We start from the raw sequence: 23036 nt of genomic DNA on the forward strand, positions 1-23036 counted from the left end.
AACTAAAGCTAAATTTAGAGCATAAAAAAAGGCTACCTTTATAGGTAACCTTTTTTCTGAATTGTACTGAATATATATCTTAGATAACTTTTACGTTAACTGCGTTTAATCCTTTGTTTCCTTCTTGTAAGTCAAATTCAACCTCATCACCTTCTCTAATCTCATCGATTAATCCAGAAATGTGTACGAAATGATCTTTGTCTACTCCTTCTTCAGTGATAAAACCAAATCCTTTTGTGTCGTTGAAAAACTTTACTGTACCTTTACTCATCGTAATATAATTTATTTTATTAATACTTAATAGATTACAAAGATAATGCCATTAATTTAATATTTCGTTTTATTTCTTAATTATTTTTGTTTTTTTAAAAAATAATTATTACCTGCCTTTATTTATCTACTATTAGAGACACTACTACTTGCCTTTGTTAACTATAACGCACAAAAAAAGGCTACCTTTATAGATAACCTTTTTCTTGAATTGTACTGAATATATATCTTAGATAACTTTTACGTTAACTGCGTTTAATCCTTTGTTTCCTTCTTGTAAGTCAAATTCAACCTCATCACCTTCTCTAATCTCATCGATTAATCCAGAAATGTGTACAAAATGATCTTTGTCTACTCCTTCTTCAGTGATAAAACCGAATCCTTTTGCGTCGTTGAAAAACTTTACTGTTCCTTTACTCATTGTAATATAATTTATTTTATTAATACTTAATACATTACAAGTATAGTGCCATTATTTGAAAGGGCAACATTATTAATCATAAATGATGCATTTACCACTCAATTTAACACCAAACCTTTGTTATTAATTCGCTTTTAAAACTTTACAGTGATTGTCATTACTTTTTAAGCACAAAAAAAGGATACCTTTATAGGTAACCTTTTTCTTGAATTGTACTGAATATATATCTTAGATAACTTTTACGTTAACTGCGTTTAATCCTTTGTTTCCTTCTTGTAAGTCAAATTCAACCTCATCACCTTCTCTAATCTCATCGATTAATCCAGAAATGTGTACGAAATGATCTTTGTCTACTCCTTCTTCAGTGATAAAACCAAATCCTTTTGTGTCGTTGAAAAACTTTACTGTTCCTTTACTCATTGTAATATAATTTATTTTATTAATACTTAATACATTACAAGTATAGTGCCATTAATTGAAACTGCAACATTTTTTTTTGTTTATTTTCGTTTTACACTAAAAATAAGTCGTTTACAGTCTATTCTAAGTCTAATTCGTCATCATAACCGGGTAACTCTAAAGCTTTTACAGACTGTATTGCATTACCTGCAATACCTTTAATAGAGCCATACATATCTATAGTATTGGTCACAACTTTCTCAATTTGCTTCTCTCTTTGCTTCCAAATACGCTGCATAGATCGTTTTTCGCTCTCTAAATCACTCTTCATTTGTGTAAACCCTTCTACAATTGCTTCAATTTGCATTCTAAACGTATTACTAGTTAAGTAATCGTATAACAAATCCATTTTGTCTCCTTTATTCTCTTGTGTGATTATAGCGTTATTAACCTGTAAGATTCCCTCTCTTAATACCGCACACAAGCCTTTAAACTCGTCGTAGTTACAAATCCAAATCCCATCCTTTAAACCCATACGGTCCATGTCTGATGGCATTACCTCAGTTACCAACACACCAATATTAGCCCCTTTATCTCTAATGTCTGCTTTAAATTTTTCTATCCAGCTAGGCTGAAAATCTTTAGTACGTTTACTCTCGTAATAAATAGTACCACAGTTTTGCTCTGTTCTAGAATGTACAATCTGCAAACAGTCTCCACCTCTAGCGCCTTTTTTAATTTCTTCAATAGTATCTAACGGAAACTGAGCTGCCAACCACTCCTCTATTGCTAATTCTTGAACTTCACCTTGCAACTGCATCGAGCCTTGCTCCTGCTTACGCTTCATCTCCTCGGTAAGCTTCTTCTGGTCTTCTAGTTGCTTTTGCATTTCTTTAAAACGCAATTCGTTTTTGTCTTCCTCAGATTTTTTAATTTTTTCCTTTTCGGAAATCAAAATCTCATTAAGCTTTTTCTGTGCTTCGGCCTCAGCAGCTTCTTTAAGTTCGCTTTTTTCTCTTTTAAGCTTTTCAATTTCGGCTTTAGAACGGTTTAACTCCTTGACTTGCTCAGACTTTTCATTTAATTCCTTCTGTAACGCATCAAATTGTTCCGACTGCTCTTCCTTTAACTTAAGCTTAAGTTTGGCTTCTATTTCCTTTTTATCTTCTTTAAGCTGATTCTCTAAACGTTCTTGGAATAACACGTTTTCGCGCTTCTTCTTTTGTTCAAAATCATGTTGCGCTTGCTTTAACTTCTCTTGCTGACCCTCGTATCGTTTCTTCTCCGCTGCAATTTGCGACTGATACTTTTGTTTTATTTCCTCTTCTAATTGATGTGATAAAATATCTTGAACATCTATGGAAGTCCCACAATTAGGACATTTTATTTGATTTTCGTTTTTCATTTTAGTAACTGAAAATTTTATTTATTTTCTTTTTTAATGATTATGTTATCTTAAATTCACTGTCATTAACATGCTTTATCGCAATAAAAGGTTTTGATTCTTTACCTTTTATGTTCAATTCTAACTCCTCTTCTATATCATAATTCAAAATTACAATCTCACCTAAGTTTGTATCTATACAATTACCAATTGCTTTAGATAATTTATTAGAATCCTCATGCACTCCAATAGACTTTGATGGGTGATTATCTTTATCATAAACAACACAATACTTAATATTAAATTTATTTAATTTCTTACTCTTGTTTCCACTAGTTACAAACTAGCGGCAGCGGGTGCAATAAAAAATCCACCTATTACATTAGCTCTTATACTTTACCAAGCTTTGTTGGCACTAGTTGCAAACTAGAGCTAGCGTGGGGTTACTTATGTATCATTATTCTTTTCCATCTATTTGGGTTATATTTTATGTCAAGATTTATCATTATCAAAAGAATTGTTGGTGCTCTATATATAATATCTTCAAATCTATTGCTATTAATAACATTAACAAATTCATCCAATAATTTAATATTATTGAATCCATCAGCAATCATACCATTTAATAACTCTCCTTGTTTATAAATAAATCGACCATTAGTATCTCTTGTGCTTTGCGATGTTTTATAAGGACATTGATTAAAAATGGATTCAGTTGAAAAAGAACTAAATCCAAATTTTTCAATAATAGAGTTCATTTCTTTATGTAGAATTTCAAAATCTTGATTTTTACTAATAATTGAATTGAATAAATTAATATAACCTTCTTGTGTGTTTTCAATTAAAACTTTGGATAAAATAATTTTTTTTTCAAATTCATTTATCATTTCATAAAAATCGAAATTTTGTTTTTCATTTCTTAACGGTAGATTATCGTTTAATGTACTATTTATGCATGATTTTAATTCGTTAAGTATTATCGACTCTTTCTTTTCACATGAGAAGAAGAAGAAGAAGAAGAAGAAGAATGTTATTATAACTCTATTCATAAACTAAGTCTTTAGTATTAATAGTTGTAACAATGTAATTATATTGAGGATATAGTTTATTTAAACGGTTATAAATAGCATCAGAGCTCGATTGAGTAGTATAAATCTCTGTATCTGGCCCACTATACTTTCCAGTAAAAGGATGAAACATTCTAATAAGGATCGTAGCTTGTTTATTTGGATAAATTTTCCCATTTTGCTATTTACGAATTATAATTACACTTTTCTGGTTTTGAAAACAAATCGTTTTTGTCTTTTATAAATACTCTACAATCTTTACAAATATATCTAAACTCACAATCTTTACAGTCTTTTACTTTCTCCTTAGTTATTAAATCATAGTTTTTATACTTTGAACTATTAATAATTTCAGTTATATTTAAATCACCTAATGTACCATTACTGTCTTTCATTTAAGGGGAGTTTTTAATGTTTCCTTTAACATCAATTGAAAGCTTTTTGTATAAGCATGAATTAAACTCTTGTGAGAGTCCAAAATTCTCAATATTAACTGTAAAAAAAATTAGGCTTTAAATTTATGCTCTTTTGCTTCAAGACATTTAAATAATGTAACTAATTTTTGATATTCAAAACCAAGTATTTTAGTTGTGCATCAGTTTTTGATATATGTTTTATTTATTTGAAATTTCATAAAATTTTATTCAAACAATTATTTGATTTAAAATTACATTATTAAACAGCAACCTTTTTGAAAATAATCGTATACCCTTTCTGTTTATACAAAAACAGAATAAATAAGCAAATTACTTCAATCTAAAACACAAACCTTACGGGAAGCCTCATCCCTCAGAAATTTCACAATAAAACAAAAAAAAGACCAAGTATAAAACTTGATCTTTTCTTCATTAATTAATATTCCCTCAAATATTATTTACTGTTATTTAGCATAATAGATTTAGAGTTTACAAATTCTCTAATACCAAATCCACCGTGTTCACGTCCATAACCAGAGTCTTTTACACCTCCAAATGGCATGTTTGGGTGTGCTAATCCGTAGGAGTTAATGTTTATCATTCCGGTATCAAAATGGTTTTTAGCAAGCTCGATCGCTTTGTCTTCGTCTTTACTAAATATGCCACCACCTAGTCCAAAACGACTGTCGTTAGCAATACGCATGGCATCGTCATTATCTTTGGCTCTAATTAATGAGGCTACAGGTCCGAATAACTCTTCGCTATACGCTGGTTGTCCTGGTTTTACATCTCCCACTACTGTTGATGGGTAAAAATAGCCTGTAACGTCTGGTATTTTTCCACCACATAAAATGGTTGCTCCGTTTGCGACACTGTCTTCTACTTGTTGGTGAATCTTGTCTCTTAAATCTTTTCTGGCCATAGGTCCTAATTTAGAATCCTTATCCATCGGGTCTCCATAAGTAACGTCTTGCATCCCTTTTACAAAGGCGTCTTTAAACTGGTCGTACACTTTATCTACGACAATAAAACGTTTGGCAGCCACACAGGTTTCTCCGTTATTATAGGTACGTCCTACAATACTGGTTTGTACTGCTAAATCCACATCTGCATCGTCTAACACTAGGTAAGCATCATTACTACCCAGCTCCATGACAGTCTTTTTAATTACTTTTGCTGCCTTTTGCGCCACATATTGTCCTGCTTTTGAGCTTCCTGTTAGGGTGATACCTCTTACTAAATCGTGTTCGATAATTTTATCTGACGTTTCATGGTCTATAATTAATACCGTGAATAAGTCTTTTGGTAAGCCTGCTTTTTCAAAGACTTCTTTTAATTTTAAAGCTGATCCTGTGACGTTTTTAGCGTGTTTTAATAACACACCGTTTCCTGCCATTAGATTAACGATAGCGTAACGCATGGCTTGGTACAATGGGAAATTCCATGGTTGAATACCGTATATAACACCTAATGGTGCTTGTTGAATGATTCCTTTTCCGCCATTTTCCATGGTACGAACCTCGTTTTGTAATTGTTTGATACCTTCGGTTGCTGTATACTCGCAAATACCGACACATAATTCGATTTCATCATGACTGTGTTTTACTAATTTTCCCATTTCTTGAGTCATTAGCTTTGCATAGTCGTCTTTAGCATTGATTAACTCTTGTCCGATGGCTTTTATAACTTTAGCACGATCTTCTAATGGTTTTAATTTCCAGTCTAAAAATGCGTTGTGACAGGTTTCTACCGCTTTTATAGCTTGGTCCGCTGTCATGTATGTATACTGTTGTATTTCTTTTTCTGTTGCAGGATTAATAGTTGTAAATCCTTTATCTGTGTTAGTACTCATGTGTGTTTAGTATTAAATATTGTGTATGCTCTGCCTTGTCCATTTTGAACAAGTACTGTAATTATTGAGCTTTTATAGTTTGCCTTTTAGTTTTAACTAGTTTGGGATTAGTTACTAAAGGACTTTTGATATCATGTTTATACGATGTTGTGCTTTAAAGACTAATTATCTTTAAAAGACCTTACTGTTTTTGCATACTTAAAGATACAACATTGTAACGTTTAAATTATGGCTTTTAAGACTACTTTATGATACTTATAACGTAACTATAACAATAGGTAAGCCTTGTTTTGCTGTTTTTAAAATTAGTTATTATTTTTAACAAATACATTAGAATATTGCCTAGTAAAATGCGCCCCAAATAATAAGATTAGACTTGAATAAGATACCCAAAGCATAATTAGTATTATAGATCCTGCTGCGCCATACGTTGAACTCGGTTGCATTGTACTAAAATAAATTGCCAATAGATATTTACCTAATAAAAACAATATGGTTGTTAATAATGCGCCTACTCTGACTGACTTCCAAGGAACTGTTGCTGATGGCAAAAACTTAAACATGGCAGCAAATAATACATAAATAAAACCGATTGATATTAAAAAATCAAAAACATATAAATATTGGAAAAGATTGTCTGGTAGTAAACGTTCTAGGCTTTTACCAAAGGTGCTTAGTACTGATGTTAATACAAAGCTTGTTAATAATAAAAATCCGATGATTAATATAAAACTAAAGCTTTTTAGACGACTTATTATTACCGCCAAAACACCGTTTGTATCGTCTTCTTCCTGTTCCCAAATTTTATCTAAAGACGATTGTACTTGAAAAAACACTCCTGTAGATCCGTATATTAATGTCCCAATACCTACTGCTGTTGCAAATACAGAAGTGGCCTCGTCACCCTTTCCGACTATCATTATTCTGATAGACTCCGCAGTATCGGGACCTAATGCATCCGAAATTTGTCCTAATAATTCGCCTTGAACAATCTCGCGTCCCCAAAACGCACCAACGACATTTAAAATTATGATCATTAATGCAGGCAGCGACAAAATAGCATAATAAGCTACAATGGCGCTACGTTCAAAAGGTTCTCCTGCATACCAAGCACGTGCCGTACTAACAACCAAGCTAGGAAAATTAACCCATTTAAATGCTGTACTTTTGCTCATATTCCTGATTCCTGATTACTTTTTCCTAACTGGTGTTGCTACGTGTTATACTTGTTTATCTGTTTTTTGATTATTACGCTTCTCCTCTAGCAGGATAATCTGCTTTTAGGATATAGTCAATACCACCTAAAACATCATTAAAACTTGGTCTTCCAAATGGCATAGATTGGATAGATTCCCAATATACAGTTTGTTCCGGAGTGATTAAATATAATCCAGGCTCAGTAAATAATTCTGGTTCTTCTTTAATTCCTGTAGAAATAAATAATCCCCATTCTCTAGCTTTTTCAATAGATACGCCGTATCCTAATGGTATGTTTGGAATATCCCATGCTTTGTGCGTTTCTTTTGCTACTGCTTCTGTATCTGCACTAATTGCAATGACATTTACACCGCGATCTGTAAACTTATCTAGTTTACGTTCTAGGTCTTCTAACTGAGACTTGCAAACAGGACAATGTTTACCTCTGTAAAACAATACTAATGTGAAGTTTTCTGGCGACTGATCGCTTAGCTTCCATGTGGTATCATTTACTAATTGTACTTCTAGTTCTGGTGCTTTTTCTCTTGGCTTTATCATGTTGCTTTATAGTTTGTGTAATGTAATGGCTGTATTTACTATACTAACCCCGTGCATTACTTGTTTGTTTCTTACTGATTACAAAGTTACCCACAAACACTAGCCAGTCTATTATACAATTACAAGTCAGCCTTACATGATTTACATATTGAGCACAAAAAAAAGGGTTGCTAAACTAGCAACCCTTTTTTTATTCATTTTTATCCAAATCTTTAAATGGTATGGATACGTACTTTTCTCTTTTTTAAACGCGAGTTATTGGTTTTGGCAATAATACTTTCAGCTTTAGCTTTAGGAACCGCAACAAAAGCGCAATCCTGCTTTAACTCTATAATACCAATTTCTGATTTTTCAAGATTACATTGTTTAAACAACATACCTGCAACATCTCCTTTAGAGATTTTATCTTTTCGACCACCAGAAATAAATAGCGTTACCCACTCTGTTCCTAACGTCTTAACGGTTCCTTTTGGAGTCACAGTGTCATCAAACTTAATAAAGTCCGGTAGACGCTCTCCTTCCCATTGTATAACGTAAGAAGTTCCTTCTGCATTCATACGCGCTGTACGACCATTACGGTGTGTAAACTCTTCTGCCTTTAACGGAAGTTGGTAATGGATAATGTAATTTAACTCCGGAATATCTAAACCACGCGCAGCTAAATCTGTCGCGATAATAATTTGATGGGTTCCGTTTCTAAACTTTATTAAAGCACGCTCTCTATCTATTTGCTCCATGCCCCCTTGGAAACACCCATGCGGAATGTCGTTTTTATCTAAAAAGTCGCTTACAAACTGAATCGTGTCTTTATAATTACAAAAGATAATCCCTGGCTTGTTACCAATATCATGTAATAAATCGACTAAGGTCTGTAGTTTGTTTTTATCTGGAGATATTACTTGCTTGATTTCTAGATTAGAAACTTCCGTATCTGAATAGTCAATAATTAACTCGTTTTCTAAACCTACAAAACGCGGAATCTCCATGTCTTGCGTTGCTGAGGTCAGAATACGTTTTTTAATGTGTGGTAGATTATTAATAATCTCGCTCATTTCCTTTTCAAAACCAACTTCTAGAGATTTATCAAATTCGTCTAAAACTAAGGTCTTAATATCATCTACTAAAAACGTTTCGCGTCTTAAGTGATCTGCCACACGACCTGGTGTCCCGACTAAGATTGCAGGTGTATGTGCTAACTCTATTTTATCTTTACTAAAATGGCGTCCACCATATACCGCATTGGCTTTAAAACCAGTACCCATAGTACGGATGACTTGTTCTATTTGTATAGCCAACTCTCGAGATGGCACTAAAATTAGTAATTGTACATTTTTGCAATTGGTGTCTAATGCTGCAATAGTGGGTAATAAAAAGGCCAACGTCTTTCCTGTTCCCGTAGGAGACAATAATACCGTGTTTTCTGCATTGGTAATAGACAACAACGCTTCCTCCTGCATTGGATTAAGCGTTTTGATATTTAGTTTGTCTAAAATATCCTGCTGTACTTTTATATAACTACTCATTATTTATTTCTTCTTTTTTTTCTTTACAACCTCTTGCTTCTCAATAATAGTATTGTTTTCGGCAATGTAATTGGATAAGATTTTATCTACTAATTCTTCTTTTGTTAAATGATGAAAAATAGTTTTTACTTTCGCTTTAAAATCCTCTGGAATATCACGATTAGGCTTTGTTTTAAAAATCTTTCTTGCCCAAAGTAATCCGTTGTTTTCCTCAATACTTTTAGCGTCTGCTTTTTGGTATTGTTTGAATGTAATCCCTAACTCATCTTCAAATTCTGGAATTTCTTGTACTTCGTCCTCCTGAATAACACTTAATGCTAATCCATTGGCTCCTGCTCTAGCCGTACGTCCACTTCTATGCACATACGCATCATACGTATCTGGTAAATGGTAGTTAACTACAAACGCTAAGTCTTTAACATCAATACCACGAGCAGCTAAATCTGTAGCCACTAATATATTAATATGACTTTCTCTAAACTGTCCCATAATACGATCACGAATTCCTTGAGATAAGCTACCATGAATGGCACCGGAAGAAAATTTGTTTATCGCTAAGTTTTTTGCCAACTTATTAACTGCTGCTTTAGTCTTACAAAAGATAATACCACGTTGCCCTTCATGCGTGTTTAAAAAATGCATTAATACATTTAATTTCTCGATAGGCTCCACTACGACATATTGGTGATCAATCCCTTGGTGACCAATTGTTTCCATATCAGCTTCAATAGTCACGACTTTTTTAGCCAAACTATTTTGTACCAATTGTTTGATTGTACCAGGCATGGTTGCTGTAAACAATAATGTTCTTCTTGTTTTTGGTAATGCTTTTATAATAGCATCTACACCTTCTTTGTGTGCACTAACCATCTCATCCGCTTCATCTAAGACAAAATACGTGATATCCTTAACGTTTATCGCGTTACGCTCTATCAAATCTGCTAAACGTCCTGGTGTAGCTACAACGATATGTGTGGTGTTTTTTAATGTTTCTATTTGTGGTTTTATTGGAATACCTCCAAATACACCTGCAATAGTTACCCCTAAACTAGCCGCATTAAATGCTTCTAGGTTTTTAAATATTTGTTGCCCTAACTCTCTTGTTGGTGCTAATATAACCGCTTGAATATTACTTTTAGTAACGTCTATTAATTGTATTAAAGGCAATCCAAAAGCAGCTGTTTTTCCGGTTCCCGTTTTTGCTATAGCAACAACATCGTCCGTATTATTAAGTATTACAGGGATGGCTTTAGATTGTATATCTGTTGGCGTTGTGATTTGTAAATCTGCCAAAGCACTCTGCAATGCTGTATTAATACCTAAACTAGAAAACTGTTGTGACATAAATTATAATTTTATGCAAAGATAGTAGAGTTTTATTGGTTTAACAGATTTATAGATGAAGTATTACTGCATAAAAAAAAGCCTATTAAAATAATTAATAGGCTTTTATAAAACTTTGTGTCTTGTTTTACTTAATACGTTTTACGTTTACTGCATTTAATCCTTTATCACCTGCTTGTAAATCAAAAGAAACTTTATTACCCTCGCGAATCTTGTCAACTAAACCAGTAACATGAACAAAGTGCTCCTTATCTGTATCATTTTCTGCTATAAAACCAAACCCTTTAGAGTTATTAAAAAACTTTACAGTTCCTTGTTTTCCAGTCTCGCTTTTTTTTGAACCAAATAATTTACTTATTAATTGTTTTAACATTGTTTGTGTACTTTAAATTTGTGTTTTTGTTATAATAACAGACGTAACTTCGAGTTTATGATTATTAAAACGAAGCATTTTAGCTTGATTACCAATACCATGCACTAAAAATTTCTTTACATGATATAACAACCTATACGCTGTTGTATTTTTTTTCAGTTACAATATTAGTCATTTTTTTGTAATGTACACGACTAACTACGGGAAGAACATGCTGTAAATATTGAGAATTCACCTAATAAGCTACCCTAATTATCATTTTACTCCCTAATAAAGAATAAACAGCGTTATTACCATTTTGAGAAGAAAAACAAAAAACCCATTAAGATTTACTCTTAATGGGTTTTAATCTATATGATATTGTTAGATTATATTTTCTTCACTTTTACAGCGTTCATACCTTTCATCCCTCTTTCAAGTTCAAAAGATACTTTGTCGTTTTCTGCAATTTGGTCTATTAAACCACTTACGTGACAGAAGTATTTCTCGTTGTTTTCTGTATCAATAATAAATCCGAAACCTTTAGAGGTATCAAAAAATGATACTTTTCCGTTTCTTACTGGATCTTCTTCTTCTCCTTCAACTTTTTTAGGTACTCCTAAAACAATCTCCTCTGCATCAATCTTCTCTTTCAACTCTGGATCTGGCGGAGTATCCACCAAGTTACCGTTGTAGTCTACATATGCAAACTGTATACCATCAGAACCTCCGTTAGCTTCTTTATCAAGCTTACGAGCTTCCATCTTCTTACGCTTATCTTCTCTTTTCTTTAAGCGTTTTTTTTCTTTTTCACTTTTATTAAATGTTTGTTGCGACTTAGCCATTAGCGTTATTAAATGTGTGTTTTAAATGAATTCATTTAAAAGAAAGTAATTAAAAGCTATCTTCTGCTTAACGATTCAAAACTACTTAAAAGTTAGATTAAGGAAAGGTTTACTTGCTAAAATGAGCTACAAAGATAGTGAATTTTTAAATAATTGTATATAAGGTCTTTATCCTAATTATAATTAATTTTTGATTTTTTGCACTTTATTGCGTTTAAACCTAGAAAAAACAACAATTTTTTTCTTAGAATTTATAAAATAAACTCCCATTAATAGCACAAAAGCAGCAACTAAAGACTGCGTACTTATCTGCTCGTCCAGAACATACCATCCTAAAAACATCGCTATAACTGGATTTACATAGGCTGAGGTTGATACTTTTTCTGTACTAACTTCTTTTAATAAGTAGTTAAACGCTGTAAAAGCAACAATCCCACCAAATACAATTAATAATAACATGGACCATTGTGCTTTACTACTCCATGTTGTTGGTAGCTTCCAAGTTTCGCCAAAAAACAAACTTAAAGAGACTAAAAACAAGCTAGCAAATAACATTTGATAGCCGGTAGCGACAAAAAAACTTGTTGGCAAATCTGCTTTAGACACAAAAATACTACCGTAACTCCAACTTAAAACACAGGTAAAAATCATAGCAATACCTATAATACTTTCACTGTTTAACTCTAAACTATCCTGACTAACTAATAAGTACATTCCAATAATCCCTAGAACAACGCCAATAATAGATTTCGATTTTATCTTTGACCCTTGTAAGATTCGCATTAAAAAAATAACAAACAATGGTTGTGTGGCTGCAATTAATGCAGCAAATCCGCTATCCACATACTTTAAAGCCCATACAAAGACACCATTACCGTAAACTAAAAACAGAAATCCTGCTAAAGCTGAGTTGCGTAATTGTTTTGGTGTTGCTTTTAAAGATAGTTTTAAGCCCTTAGCAATAATAAAAATTAATAATCCAGCACAAAAAAATCGGATTGAAGCTAAATAAAAAGGGGCCACTTCTGACACAACAATCTTATTTAATAAATAGGTTGATCCCCAAATACAGTATATAGAAAAAAAAGAAAGGACAATTAGTATAGATTTTCTAGTGCTATCCATGAAATAAATTTTAAACGAAATTAATGATTAATCAATTATAAATCATAATTAAAAAAACAATATTTATCTTTGTAAAAAAGTTATTTATTATGCTAAAAACATTCCGAATTGTTGCTTTGTTAGAAGGGGTTTCTTACCTATTATTAATGGGCGCTTCTGTCTACAAAAGACTTCCTGGAGGTGATGATTTTTTTGTCAAACTTTTAGGATATCCTCATGGTTTACTGTTTGTTGGCTATATCATCTTAGCGTTTTTGATTAAACCGGATCAAAAGTGGTCTTTAAAAGTATTTGGAATTGTATTATTGGCGTCTATTTTACCGTTTGGAACCTTCTATGTAGATAAAAAGTATTTAAAGTCTTAACAGTTACGCTTAAATATGTTAATATTGGATTATTAATACATTCAATATGAACATTTTTTATAAGTCCTCACTCCTTTTAACAACCCTTTTTTTGGTTGCTTGTAATACTTCTGATAGTAAAAAAGGAGATGGATTATCAAATACTAATGATGGTAATGTTAAAGAAATTGCAGCCTTAACAGATCAAGAATTTTTGATTAATGGACACAGCTTTAGTGACGATTTAAAAACCGTGTATTTACATAAGCTTGATAACAAAGTACCCGTTATAATAGACTCTGTTACTGTTAGTAATAAACAGTTTAAGTTTAAGGGGACTATTGCAAACCCTGATTATTATAGTTTATCTAGCAACTTAAGCAATAAACGTTTTAAACTACTAGTAGACGCATCTGTTATAGATGTGTTTTTAAATGAAACTACAGAAAATTCTTCAAGCTACTCTTCCACTCCAATTCAAAAGGAATATGCTACTTACGCTAAAAAAATGTATGGTTTTAGAAATAAAGGCGTGGATTTATATTACAATTTAAAAGGTGATTTTTCTTCAGCAAATATTTCAAAATTAAAAAAAGATCGTTCTAAGTTATTTACGGAAAGTGGGCAATATACAACGGAGCATATTACCGCTAATCCACAAACGTATTTTTCAGCATTATTAATTAGAGATAATATTGAAACTTATGACAAGACAAAAATGCGCGGGTTTTATAATAACCTAACGCCTGAACTAAAAAACTTAGCATTTGTAAAGGCGATTGATGCTGTTTTAATTGAAAAAGAAACCGTTATTAGCAAACCTACACCTGCAAAAACAACCACAACGGTAGTTGCCAAAACAGCACCAAGTGGAGAGTATAGACCAAAAGCATACAGCGTAAAAGGTAAGAATCAATATGGCGAAACCATGTCTTTAAACTCTATCCCTCGCGGAAAAGTAGTTTTATTAGATTTCTGGGCTAGCTGGTGTGGACCATGTCGCGCGACTAATCCTGACTTAGTACAACTTTATAATAAATATAATGAAGACGGCTTAGAAATAATGAGCGTTAGTATGGACAAAGGAATTCCGGAATGGATGAATGCCATAAACACTGATAATTTAACATGGCAATACCACGTTTTAGACAAAAATAAAACCATAGCTTTTAGGTATGGTGTGGAAAGTATCCCTTATAAAATCTTAATTGACAAAAAAGGAAATATAGCTAGCGACAAAATATCTGGTCGCAAGTTAGAAGCACGCATTAAGCAGTTGTTAGCAGAATAATTATTCTGCTAACCTGTCTTTAATAAATTCTGTTTTAGTCTTACCATGTGCTTTAGGTAGCCCGTTTTCGTCTAAGTTTACCATAATAATATTTTCTACGGTAATGATCGTTTCTCTAGTGCGCATGTTTCTAACTTCGCAATTTAAAGTAATAGAACTACGTCCAAATTTTTGAACTTCCATACCTATTTCAACAATATCGCCTTCTACAGCTTTGGCCATAAAGTTAATTTCGCTCATGTATTTTGTAACTACTCTGTTGTTTTCCAACTGAATAATAGTATATAATGCAGCTTCTTCATCAATCCATGCTAATAGCTGTCCTCCAAATAGTGTTCCGTTTGGATTTAAATCTTCGGGTTTAACCCATTTTCTTGTGTGAAATCTCATAGTTTTTCTTTACTTCAAAGATAAATAATCTTGATTGTTAATAACACCGTTAAAAAGTATATTTTACTATACTACTATTGGCGTTATTTATCAATATTTTTAATAAAACTTAATAATTATGACTACTAGAGAAGAACAATTATTGGCTATTAGACCTGTTATATCAAGTATAAAAATCAGTGACGATATGAGCCCTGAAGAACGCTTTCAAAATATAACGCTACGCCCTATAATTAAATTTCAGAATGATTTATTTATTACCGTTTTTAGACATTATATAGCAAAACATAAAAACGTATTCTATGAGCTAACTGTTGAAAAACGACTGCATTATATAGAAAATGCGATACAGAAGGATATCAAGTTTAGAAATAATTTAAAAGGACTAATAATTGGTCAATTTAGTGTGTCAGAATATGAAAATTATATGCTACATTCGTCCGCTTTAAACAAACGTATGATGACCATTGTCAAACAGCGTTTACAAAGCAATATTCAATTATTTGAAAACCCTAAAATACTAAAGGCTGTATAGGCTAAAAAATGACAATAAAACAACAACTTTTGCAAGTTTGTAATCAACATGTTGCGCAACGCATAACAGATTACACCAATGAAATTGATCTTATAAAAGAATCAATTGAAAGTAATGACAAAGGAAGTTCTGAAGGCGATGACTCAGGAAATGGTAAACTTTTAAATGATCTTGAGAAAAACATGGACTTTCTTTACGAAGCCCGTAAAACCCAAGACTATTTAAAACAAGTAAAAGCAAATCTATTAACCACCACTGCTGCCTTAGGAAGCTTGGTAAAAACCGATAGTTTACACTTTTTTATATCCATTAGTGTGGGTAAAATAGTTTTAGAAAACACAGACTATTACGCGATATCCTTACAATCACCAATTGGATTGTTGTTAAAACAAAAAACTATAGGAGATACCTTTGAGTTTAATGGCACAAAGTATACAATTACAGATGTGGTTTAGTCTTTAATTAAAGACACTCCATTTAAATCTGTAGTTAATACATCACTCATATAATCAAAAAACGGTCGGATGGTTTTAAAATCATCACTCACTTTTTGAGCAAATCCTTCTGCAATAACCTCTGCATCCGTAAACTGTTTGCTAAAAATAAATTGTTTCTTTTTAATTAGGTCTATTGCAGGATGTGTTTTGTCAAAGTCACGAGGCGCTGTTTTAAGTTCTTCGCCTTGCAATTCTCCCCAAACAGATTGTAATTTTGGATTACTTATAATATCTCTAACCTCTTGGTCGTCCATTTCAAACTCTTTCCTAATCCTTAATAAATCTTCTTTTTCAGGACTCCAAAACCCTGTAGCTATAAAACTATTACCTGGTTGTATTTGTAAATAATAACCTCCTCTAAGTCTAGGCTTAACCCTATGGAAAGCTGCTCCAAAATTTGTTTTATAAGGTTGTTTGTTTTTAGAAAATCTAACATCTCTGTATATTCTAAACACCTTCATTTTTTCAAATTCGTCATGCACTTGCATACCACTGTATACTTCATTATATAAGCCCTTAACCTCTTTTAAAGCTTTTTCATATTCTGGTTTATTATCGGCAAACCATTCACGATTATTATTCTTTTCTAACTTTTTTAGAAAATTTAAAGCGACTGTAATGTCCATATATTATTGTTATGCTATAAAAATACAAAAGTCCTAAATTTAATTAGGACTTTTGCTGCTATTAATCTTCTATATCCTTAAAATATATAAAATTAAATTTTCTTATTATAGCTATTTTTTTCTTCAGTTAATCTACTGCATCTTCTACATCATCTGCAACATTCTCTACAGCATCTTCAACTTTTTCTCCTGTAGACTTTTCTTCTCTACATCCTGTTAACAACAGAGATAGTGAGAATAATACAATACATGTTTTTGCTACTTTTTTCATGGTTTTTAAGTTTTAATTTTTGTTGATTCGTTTTAAATTTAAGTATTACACTACTTACCAATCACTTATTTTTGCTTAATAAAATGAATTATAAAATTGGTAAGTCGTGCATTCTTAATTTATGATTTTACTCCTTTTTTTAATAGAGATAGTACAAACAGTACTATAAATACAAAGAATAAAATTTTAGCAATTCCAGCAGAAGCTCCTGCTATTCCGCCAAATCCTAAGACTCCAGCGATTAATGCGATTATAATAAATGTGATTGTCCAACGTAACATAATTTTTGGTTTTTAATGATTAATATGATAAACTAAAAGCACTTTACTTTTAATTATTTGAGAATTGCTTCTCTACTCCCTTTGAAGAATCAACAGATAATTTATTATCAAATTGAAGCGTCCTGATTGGGAATGGTATATTTATATTTTCTTTATCGTAAGCTTTCTTTATCTCAATGATTGCTTTACTTTTTGATCTCATTTTCTCTAAGGCATTGTCTGCATCAATCCAAAATCTACATAGATAATTTATCGAGCTTCCGCCATACTCAGTATAATAAAACTCCACATCCTCAGGTTTTTCTATCTGATCAAACGTATTACAAATGGTTTCCTTAGTTAATTGTTGTACATGATCTAAATCGGACTCATATCCTACTCCACATTCTAAAAAGACTCTCATCTTAGTGGTTAATGTGTAATTTTTCATAGGATTATCTAAAATCATTTTATTAGGGATAATCACCATATTGTTATCGGCTTCCTTAATAGTAAAGTCTTTTAAATTTATGTCAATCACCTCTCCAGAATACCCGTTAGTTTCTACCCAATGTCCAATTTGTATTTTCTTTCTAAATGACAATACAATACCAGCAAACGTATTTGATAACGTGCCTTGTAAAGCTAACCCAATAGCTAAACCAGCAACACCTGCACCTGCCAATAAAGAGGTTAATGTTTTACTTAAATTTAGAATACCTAAAGCAAGAAATAGTCCTGCTAGAACAACAACTACAGAGGATAACGTTCCTATCATGTTTGTAATTGAGTTTTGTTGTACTTTTTTTGCCACAAATTTGGTGACATACTTTTTAACATATTTTGCTATAAAATATGCTGCAATTAATACAACAATTGCTAAAATTAAGTTGGGTATGTTTGATACAATGGCGTTAAACCAAGCTTCTAATTTTGTAACAAGTAAATTATAGGCTTCTGATAATTGTGATTTCATAATAGGTATATTTTAAATTAATCTGATTTTTTTAGTTGTTTACTAAAAATGGGATTAACTTTTGCTAGCTACTTTTAATAAATGGTCTGAAGTACTTTTAGACCAAGCATTAAGCATCCAACTTGATTTTTCTAACTCTCTGATATAAGCACCAATTAAATCTATAGTACCTTCATCTCCTGCATCTTCAGCTTTGTTTAAAACCTGTCTCATTTGAGATAACATAGTTTTATGGTCATTTAACAACTCGTCTATCATTTCATCATCAGTAGTCATAACTGACCCTTCAGATAATGATGAGATTTTTAAATAGTCGCTAAATTTACTTACTGGATGATGTCTTAATGTTAAGATGCGCTCTGCTATTTCGTCAACTTTTAGCTTAGCTTCATTATACATATTTTCAAACTTTTCGTGTAAATCAAAAAAGTTTTTTCCTAAAATATTCCAATGAAATGTTCTTAGTTTTTGATAGTATAAATTATAATCTGATAATAGTGTGTTTAACTCTACAACTACAGGTAGTACTTTTTCGTCTTGCATATTCAAATAATTCATGTCTTCTGTTTTTTAGTGTTAATAAATATCTTCGGTACAAAGATGCAACACTAATCAAGCTGTCATGTTATATGATTTTTTAAGAATGTTATAGAATTTCAATAAACACCTTAAAAAACGGTCTTTTCTTATTAAAATGCTGTTAAAAAGATAAAAAAGAGTCAAAAATAAAGAAAAACGAACAAAGTCTATTCGAATTCAATAGCCTTTAAAATCAATCCTGAAGCTGGCGCAACGTAATAAACCTCTCCTGTAAAATCTGGTTTTAGACTTGCTTCAATATCTTCTAAAGTACGTTTTCCTTGTCCTAAATGGATTAAGGCACCCATCATTAATCGGATTTGATTACGCATAAAACCTTTTCCTTTTACACGCAAAATGTAACTTTTCTCAGGAAAAAAATTGGCAGTATAAATCGTATTTTCTACTATTTCGCATTTTAAAATAGTACGATTGTAAATTCCGTTGTCTGTAGGTTTGTAGCAATACTTTTTTAAATAATGCTCGCCTTCAAACAATTTAGCTCCTTTTTTCATCAACTCGACATCTAAAGGGTCTAGAATAGTTGTTAAAATTGGCGCACAAAACGGATGAAATTTATCTCCAAAAGCAAAAACATATAGATATTCTTTAACTTTTGAATGTTGTATAATATTAAATTTATTATCAACCTCTCTAATAGTTAATGCTCTAAGGTCTTGAGGTAAATTAGTATTAAACAAAGCCATAAATGCATCAAAATCGTCAATAGGCTCTTCTAAAAACAACTCGAAAGCAGCACTCTCCGCACTTACCATCGCATCCGTACGACCAGAAGTCAATGTTTTAAATTTCTTTTTTTCTAAGATGAAATTTAAAGTTCTGTCAATCATTAAATGCAAGGTTTTTAAGTTAGGTTGCTTTTGCCAACCATGAAACCTATAGCCTAAATATTGAATTGTAATGACGTAGAAATACTTTTTTTGCATGATAAATTATGAATGCCGAAAATACTGCTTTAGTTACCGTCTCGCAAAATTTTTATACATTGAAACTCTTTAACTAACTAAAATAAAATTTCATGACAAATGTAACTATCCAAAAACCGCCAATGTGGTTTTTAGTAATTAGTATTATTGCCTTAGTTTGGAATGCCTTAGGCGTTTTTGCTTATTTAGGACAATCTTTAATGACAGATGAGATGTTAGCACAATTACCGGAAGCGGATCAACAAATGTATGCCAACCTACCTTCATGGTATATTGGTGCATTTGCAGTCGCTGTTTTTGCTGGTACCATTGGTAGCCTAGGTTTAGTAATTAAAAAAAAGTGGGCTTTTTATGTGTTAATTATATCTTTAGTAGCAGCTATTGCACAAATGTACTACTTAGCTTTTGTCCTAAAAATGGCAAATACAATGACACCTTTAATTATTATAGTAGGTATGGCTTTAGCTTGGCTAGCAGATTATGCAACAAAAAAAGGATGGTTGTCTTAAACTTATTAAAACATAAAAGCATTAATTAAATAATTGATGCTTTTTTAAATTATTATAATTTGAAATTTAAATATCCATTTGATCCTTCTTTGAAACACCACGTCATTATTGGATTTGGTCTTGCTTTATGGATTTTTTTATTTTTATTTGTAACTGAGCCTTTAGACATAAGTGAGCTTAACACATCCGAAAAACTAAAATATTTACCTTTTTATAGTCTAATCGCTACAGTATCCTACTTACTATTTTTACCACTACAAAATTACATTTATAAAAAGTCTCAAAATAATTGGTTAGTAAAACACGAAATACTGTTTTTGTTAAGTTTATCTGTTGTTTCTCTTATTTTAGCTAGATCTTACTATTTATATGTTGTGGTTGCTGGTCAAGCAAACCCACATACATTAGGCTATATGCTTATGTCACTTTTACTACCTGCATTAGCCATTATTCTGCCAATTATAGTAATTGGTCGTTTTGCTTTTGGAAAATATTTTGAAAAAAAACTTGAGGACACAAAAATTGAGATTAAAGGAGAAGGTAATTATGAAAGTTTAAAGCTTCATTTAAACGATTTAATTGCGGTACAATCTTCAGAAAATTATATTGAGGTTTTTTATATTTCTGGGTCTATTCTTAAAAAAAGTTTGATCAGAAATAAATTATCTAAAATAGAAACTACTTTTTCAGAATTACAACGCATACATCGGTCATATATAATAAATCCTTATCATTTTCAATCTTGGAAAACCGAAAAAGGAAAACACTTTTTAGTACTATCGCACAACATAGAAGTGCCAATATCCAAAACTTATTTAGAGGCCATTAAAAGCACTTTAAATTTCACCACTGCAGGATAGCATTTCACCCCAAAGACCTACTAATACTGACTTTTATTTTATTTGAGAACTATCTTTGTTAAAGAAAGTTTAATCAATTAAAACCCGTTACAATGAAAAATTTCACATTACTTTTTGTTCTTTTTTTAGCTTCTATTCAGCCTGCTTTTTCTCAAACCGAAACTTGCGACTGTAAAACCGATTTAGATTTTATTGTTGAAAAAATAAAAGCAATGCCTTCTTTTAAAACACAAATTAAAGGTCCGAAAGCAACCGAATTTGAAATTACTTACACCAACTTATCTAACCAAATGAAGCAGCCCATTTTAATAGAGGATTGCTATAAAATGTTATTACAACAAATGGTTTTAGTAAATGATGTGCATGCCTCATTAAGCTATATTAAAACACCAATTAATAAGGAGATTTTAAACGACACTTTAAAACTAAATGACTTTAAAGCTAGTAATGCTTTTAAAAATCACCCAAAATCAGAATATAACCTAAACGATTTGGAGGCTGAATTATCTAAAAAAAACGAACAAGAATTAGAAGGTATTTATAATTATGGTGACGATCTTAAAATAGGAATTTACCAACAAAAAGATAGTGATACCTTAGTAGGTGTTGTTTTAAAAAGCAATCTAAAACAATGGGAAGCAGGACAAATAATAGTTTATGCTACCCATACCGCAGAACTAAAATATAATCTGTTTTACTACAACCCAAGCACTAGAACTCCTGGTTTTGTTAAAAGCATTTCTTTTGAAAATGGAAGACTTTGGATATATAAAAAAACAACTAATACTAATAACGAAGAATTACCTATAAAAGACCAATCTAATTGGGAGTTTAGACAATTAACACCAGATACTCAATACTTGTATTTTGGTAACTTTAGTTCATTTAGTAAATCTAATCGAAAAGCATTTAAAGACTTTTATGCTAAAGTAAAAAAAGAGCTAAGTGCTACAAATGTAATTGTGGATTTAAGAAGTAATGCTGGTGGAAACAGTAAACTATCTGATCCCTTTTTAAAATTATTAAAGAAGAAAAACGTTTATATTTTAACCAATTGCTTTACAGGAAGTAATGGTGAGCAATTTACTTTAAAACTAAAAGCACTTAAAAACGTAAAACATTTAGGACAGACAACTCGCGGTATTATTGCTTACGGAATGAATTATGGTTACAATTACAATACACCTTCTGGAAATTTTAATATTACTCCAACAGATATGGATTTTAACGAGTATTTAGCTTATGAAGGAAAAGGTGTCACTCCAGAAATTGCTTTAGACTTTAGTAAAGACTGGTTAGAGCAAACGTTAGCAATAATAAAAAATACATCTAATTAATTATATATAAAGGTTTTACGTGGTTCTAATGCACGATTAAACTTTCTATTTTATCATTAGATAAACTGTCGCTAAAAAATTAGCGACAGTTTTATATATTTATTTCTTCTCTCTTCCTTTTAAAACATCCACAACATCATTAAGCTTAAACCCTTTTGCTTGCAATAACATTAAATAATGAAACAGTAAATCTGCACTTTCACTTAAAAATAAATCGTCTTTGTTATCCATTGCTTCAATAACAACTTCTACAGCTTCTTCACCAACTTTTTGTGCTACTTTATTAATTCCTGAAGCAAATAACGACGCCACATAAGATTTCTCTGTATTGCCCGCTGCTACTCTACTTTCAATAGTGTTTTCTAATTTTGAAATAAAACCGAAATTTTCAGAATTAGTGTCGTTCCAACACGTATCAGATCCTTTGTGACACGTTGGTCCTTTGGGATTGACTTGTATTAATAAGGTGTCGTTGTCACAATCTAGCTTTACATCAACTAAGTTTAATACGTTACCACTTTCTTCTCCTTTAGTCCATAAACGGTTTTTTGTGCGACTAAAAAAAGTAACTAATTTAGTCTCTTTAGTTTTATTGAAAGCTTCTTCATTCATGTAACCCAGCATCAATACGTTTTTTGTTGTGGCATCTTGAATTACTGCTGGTACTAAACCGTCATTGTTTTTGTTGAAATCTATAGTCATCTTGTTATATATTGGCATTGCTAAATACATTGTATTTTTTTTAGCAATATTTTCTTAATTATGCGATACTGAAACAAGTTCAGTATGACGTTGCGATTATTTCTGCGTCGTCAGTTCGAGTGAAATTGCTTGTTCTGCAATTTTGTATCGAGAACTTAT

General features: G+C 31.5%; 29 protein-coding genes. 7 read left to right on the forward strand and 22 right to left on the reverse strand.

Annotation, left to right across the window (positions count from 1 at the left end):
- Positions 1–79: 79 nt before the first annotated feature.
- The 14 genes from ACZ2G2_RS14230 to ACZ2G2_RS14295 form a co-directional block, all read right to left on the reverse strand.
- The gene (locus ACZ2G2_RS14230; protein ID WP_028282170.1) at positions 80–271 is read right to left on the reverse strand and encodes a cold-shock protein; all 192 of its coding nucleotides are present in this window, start codon (positions 269–271) and stop codon (positions 80–82) included.
- A 228-nt stretch (positions 272–499) separates the two neighbouring features.
- On the reverse strand, positions 500–691 hold the full coding sequence (locus tag ACZ2G2_RS14235) for a cold-shock protein (protein WP_090840989.1): 192 nt from the start codon (positions 689–691) through the stop codon (positions 500–502).
- 228 nt (positions 692–919) lie between these two features.
- Positions 920–1111, reverse strand: coding sequence for a cold-shock protein (locus tag ACZ2G2_RS14240; RefSeq protein ID WP_028282170.1), 192 nt, complete (start codon positions 1109–1111; stop codon positions 920–922).
- 118 nt (positions 1112–1229) lie between these two features.
- Positions 1230–2495 (reverse strand): DUF2130 domain-containing protein, encoded by a 1266-nt coding sequence (locus tag ACZ2G2_RS14245; protein WP_101203500.1) that lies wholly within the window; start codon positions 2493–2495, stop codon positions 1230–1232.
- A 422-nt stretch (positions 2496–2917) separates the two neighbouring features.
- A complete protein-coding gene (locus tag ACZ2G2_RS14250; protein WP_470392897.1) occupies positions 2918–3523 on the reverse strand; it encodes a hypothetical protein in 606 nt (201 codons plus the stop codon).
- 203 nt (positions 3524–3726) lie between these two features.
- Entirely contained in the window at positions 3727–3936 is a 210-nt protein-coding gene (locus ACZ2G2_RS14255) for a hypothetical protein (RefSeq protein ID WP_470392899.1), read from the reverse strand.
- A gap of 475 nt (positions 3937–4411) precedes the next feature.
- The gene (locus ACZ2G2_RS14260) at positions 4412–5809 is read right to left on the reverse strand and encodes an NAD-dependent succinate-semialdehyde dehydrogenase (protein ID WP_470392901.1); all 1398 of its coding nucleotides are present in this window, start codon (positions 5807–5809) and stop codon (positions 4412–4414) included.
- Positions 5810–6114: 305 nt separating this feature from the next.
- Positions 6115–6984: a YihY/virulence factor BrkB family protein gene (locus tag ACZ2G2_RS14265; protein WP_470392903.1), complete on the reverse strand. Its 870-nt coding sequence runs from the start codon at positions 6982–6984 to the stop codon at positions 6115–6117.
- 73 nt (positions 6985–7057) lie between these two features.
- A complete protein-coding gene (locus tag ACZ2G2_RS14270) occupies positions 7058–7564 on the reverse strand; it encodes a peroxiredoxin-like family protein (protein WP_470392905.1) in 507 nt (168 codons plus the stop codon).
- Between the two features lie 212 nt (positions 7565–7776).
- Positions 7777–9087: a DEAD/DEAH box helicase gene (locus ACZ2G2_RS14275; protein ID WP_272022522.1), complete on the reverse strand. Its 1311-nt coding sequence runs from the start codon at positions 9085–9087 to the stop codon at positions 7777–7779.
- Positions 9088–9090: 3 nt separating this feature from the next.
- Entirely contained in the window at positions 9091–10431 is a 1341-nt protein-coding gene (locus tag ACZ2G2_RS14280) for a DEAD/DEAH box helicase (protein WP_470392907.1), read from the reverse strand.
- A 127-nt stretch (positions 10432–10558) separates the two neighbouring features.
- Positions 10559–10804 (reverse strand): cold-shock protein, encoded by a 246-nt coding sequence (locus tag ACZ2G2_RS14285; protein ID WP_090841005.1) that lies wholly within the window; start codon positions 10802–10804, stop codon positions 10559–10561.
- Positions 10805–11172: 368 nt separating this feature from the next.
- A complete protein-coding gene (locus tag ACZ2G2_RS14290) occupies positions 11173–11628 on the reverse strand; it encodes a cold-shock protein (RefSeq protein WP_090841006.1) in 456 nt (151 codons plus the stop codon).
- A gap of 183 nt (positions 11629–11811) precedes the next feature.
- On the reverse strand, positions 11812–12753 hold the full coding sequence (locus ACZ2G2_RS14295; protein ID WP_090841008.1) for an EamA family transporter: 942 nt from the start codon (positions 12751–12753) through the stop codon (positions 11812–11814).
- Between the two features lie 89 nt (positions 12754–12842).
- Between ACZ2G2_RS14295 and ACZ2G2_RS14300 the strand changes: the two genes are divergently transcribed.
- Positions 12843–13118, forward strand: a complete 276-nt coding sequence (locus ACZ2G2_RS14300; RefSeq protein ID WP_090841010.1) for a DUF3817 domain-containing protein — start codon at positions 12843–12845, stop codon at positions 13116–13118.
- Positions 13119–13164: 46 nt separating this feature from the next.
- The gene (locus ACZ2G2_RS14305) at positions 13165–14388 is read left to right on the forward strand and encodes a redoxin domain-containing protein (protein WP_470392909.1); all 1224 of its coding nucleotides are present in this window, start codon (positions 13165–13167) and stop codon (positions 14386–14388) included.
- Here ACZ2G2_RS14305 and ACZ2G2_RS14310 read toward each other — a convergent pair whose 3' ends face one another.
- On the reverse strand, positions 14389–14778 hold the full coding sequence (locus ACZ2G2_RS14310) for an acyl-CoA thioesterase (RefSeq protein WP_090841015.1): 390 nt from the start codon (positions 14776–14778) through the stop codon (positions 14389–14391).
- 118 nt (positions 14779–14896) lie between these two features.
- Here ACZ2G2_RS14310 and ACZ2G2_RS14315 point away from each other — a divergent pair, with 118 nt between their 5' ends.
- Both ACZ2G2_RS14315 and ACZ2G2_RS14320 read left to right on the forward strand, forming a co-directional pair.
- Positions 14897–15313, forward strand: coding sequence for a glyoxalase (locus tag ACZ2G2_RS14315; RefSeq protein ID WP_101203491.1), 417 nt, complete (start codon positions 14897–14899; stop codon positions 15311–15313).
- Positions 15314–15321: 8 nt separating this feature from the next.
- Positions 15322–15768, forward strand: a complete 447-nt coding sequence (locus tag ACZ2G2_RS14320) for a hypothetical protein (protein ID WP_101203490.1) — start codon at positions 15322–15324, stop codon at positions 15766–15768.
- Here the strand turns inward: ACZ2G2_RS14320 and ACZ2G2_RS14325 are convergent.
- The 6 genes from ACZ2G2_RS14325 to ACZ2G2_RS14350 all read right to left on the reverse strand — a co-directional run bounded on the left by ACZ2G2_RS14325 (position 15765) and on the right by ACZ2G2_RS14350 (position 19469).
- Positions 15765–16436: a DUF2461 domain-containing protein gene (locus ACZ2G2_RS14325; protein WP_282067738.1), complete on the reverse strand. Its 672-nt coding sequence runs from the start codon at positions 16434–16436 to the stop codon at positions 15765–15767. The two genes, ACZ2G2_RS14320 and ACZ2G2_RS14325, sit on opposite strands and share 4 nt — an antisense overlap.
- A 127-nt stretch (positions 16437–16563) precedes the next feature.
- Positions 16564–16707 (reverse strand): hypothetical protein, encoded by a 144-nt coding sequence (locus tag ACZ2G2_RS14330; protein ID WP_177183535.1) that lies wholly within the window; start codon positions 16705–16707, stop codon positions 16564–16566.
- Between the two features lie 119 nt (positions 16708–16826).
- Positions 16827–16988, reverse strand: coding sequence for a DUF1328 domain-containing protein (locus ACZ2G2_RS14335; protein WP_090841024.1), 162 nt, complete (start codon positions 16986–16988; stop codon positions 16827–16829).
- 49 nt (positions 16989–17037) lie between these two features.
- Positions 17038–17943 carry a mechanosensitive ion channel family protein gene (locus ACZ2G2_RS14340; RefSeq protein ID WP_090841026.1) on the reverse strand — a complete coding sequence of 302 codons (906 nt, stop codon included), beginning with the start codon at positions 17941–17943 and terminating at the stop codon, positions 17038–17040.
- A 54-nt stretch (positions 17944–17997) separates the two neighbouring features.
- The gene (locus tag ACZ2G2_RS14345) at positions 17998–18501 is read right to left on the reverse strand and encodes a Dps family protein (RefSeq protein ID WP_470392913.1); all 504 of its coding nucleotides are present in this window, start codon (positions 18499–18501) and stop codon (positions 17998–18000) included.
- Between the two features lie 188 nt (positions 18502–18689).
- Positions 18690–19469, reverse strand: a complete 780-nt coding sequence (locus ACZ2G2_RS14350) for a tRNA pseudouridine synthase A (protein ID WP_470392915.1) — start codon at positions 19467–19469, stop codon at positions 18690–18692.
- Between the two features lie 92 nt (positions 19470–19561).
- On the opposite strand from ACZ2G2_RS14350, the gene ACZ2G2_RS14355 reads away from it, so the two are divergent.
- The 3 genes from ACZ2G2_RS14355 (at position 19562) to ACZ2G2_RS14365 (ending at position 22175) form a co-directional block, all read left to right on the forward strand.
- Positions 19562–19978: a hypothetical protein gene (locus ACZ2G2_RS14355; RefSeq protein ID WP_090841032.1), complete on the forward strand. Its 417-nt coding sequence runs from the start codon at positions 19562–19564 to the stop codon at positions 19976–19978.
- A gap of 59 nt (positions 19979–20037) precedes the next feature.
- A complete protein-coding gene (locus ACZ2G2_RS14360; protein ID WP_470392918.1) occupies positions 20038–20838 on the forward strand; it encodes a LytTR family DNA-binding domain-containing protein in 801 nt (266 codons plus the stop codon).
- 92 nt (positions 20839–20930) lie between these two features.
- Positions 20931–22175, forward strand: coding sequence for a S41 family peptidase (locus ACZ2G2_RS14365; protein WP_470392920.1), 1245 nt, complete (start codon positions 20931–20933; stop codon positions 22173–22175).
- 99 nt (positions 22176–22274) lie between these two features.
- Here the strand turns inward: ACZ2G2_RS14365 and hisIE are convergent, their stop codons facing one another.
- Positions 22275–22877 carry a bifunctional phosphoribosyl-AMP cyclohydrolase/phosphoribosyl-ATP diphosphatase HisIE gene (gene hisIE / locus ACZ2G2_RS14370; protein WP_090841039.1) on the reverse strand — a complete coding sequence of 201 codons (603 nt, stop codon included), beginning with the start codon at positions 22875–22877 and terminating at the stop codon, positions 22275–22277.
- Positions 22878–23036: the final 159 nt, after the last annotated feature.

This window comes from Olleya sp. KKT75, from assembly GCF_055635485.1.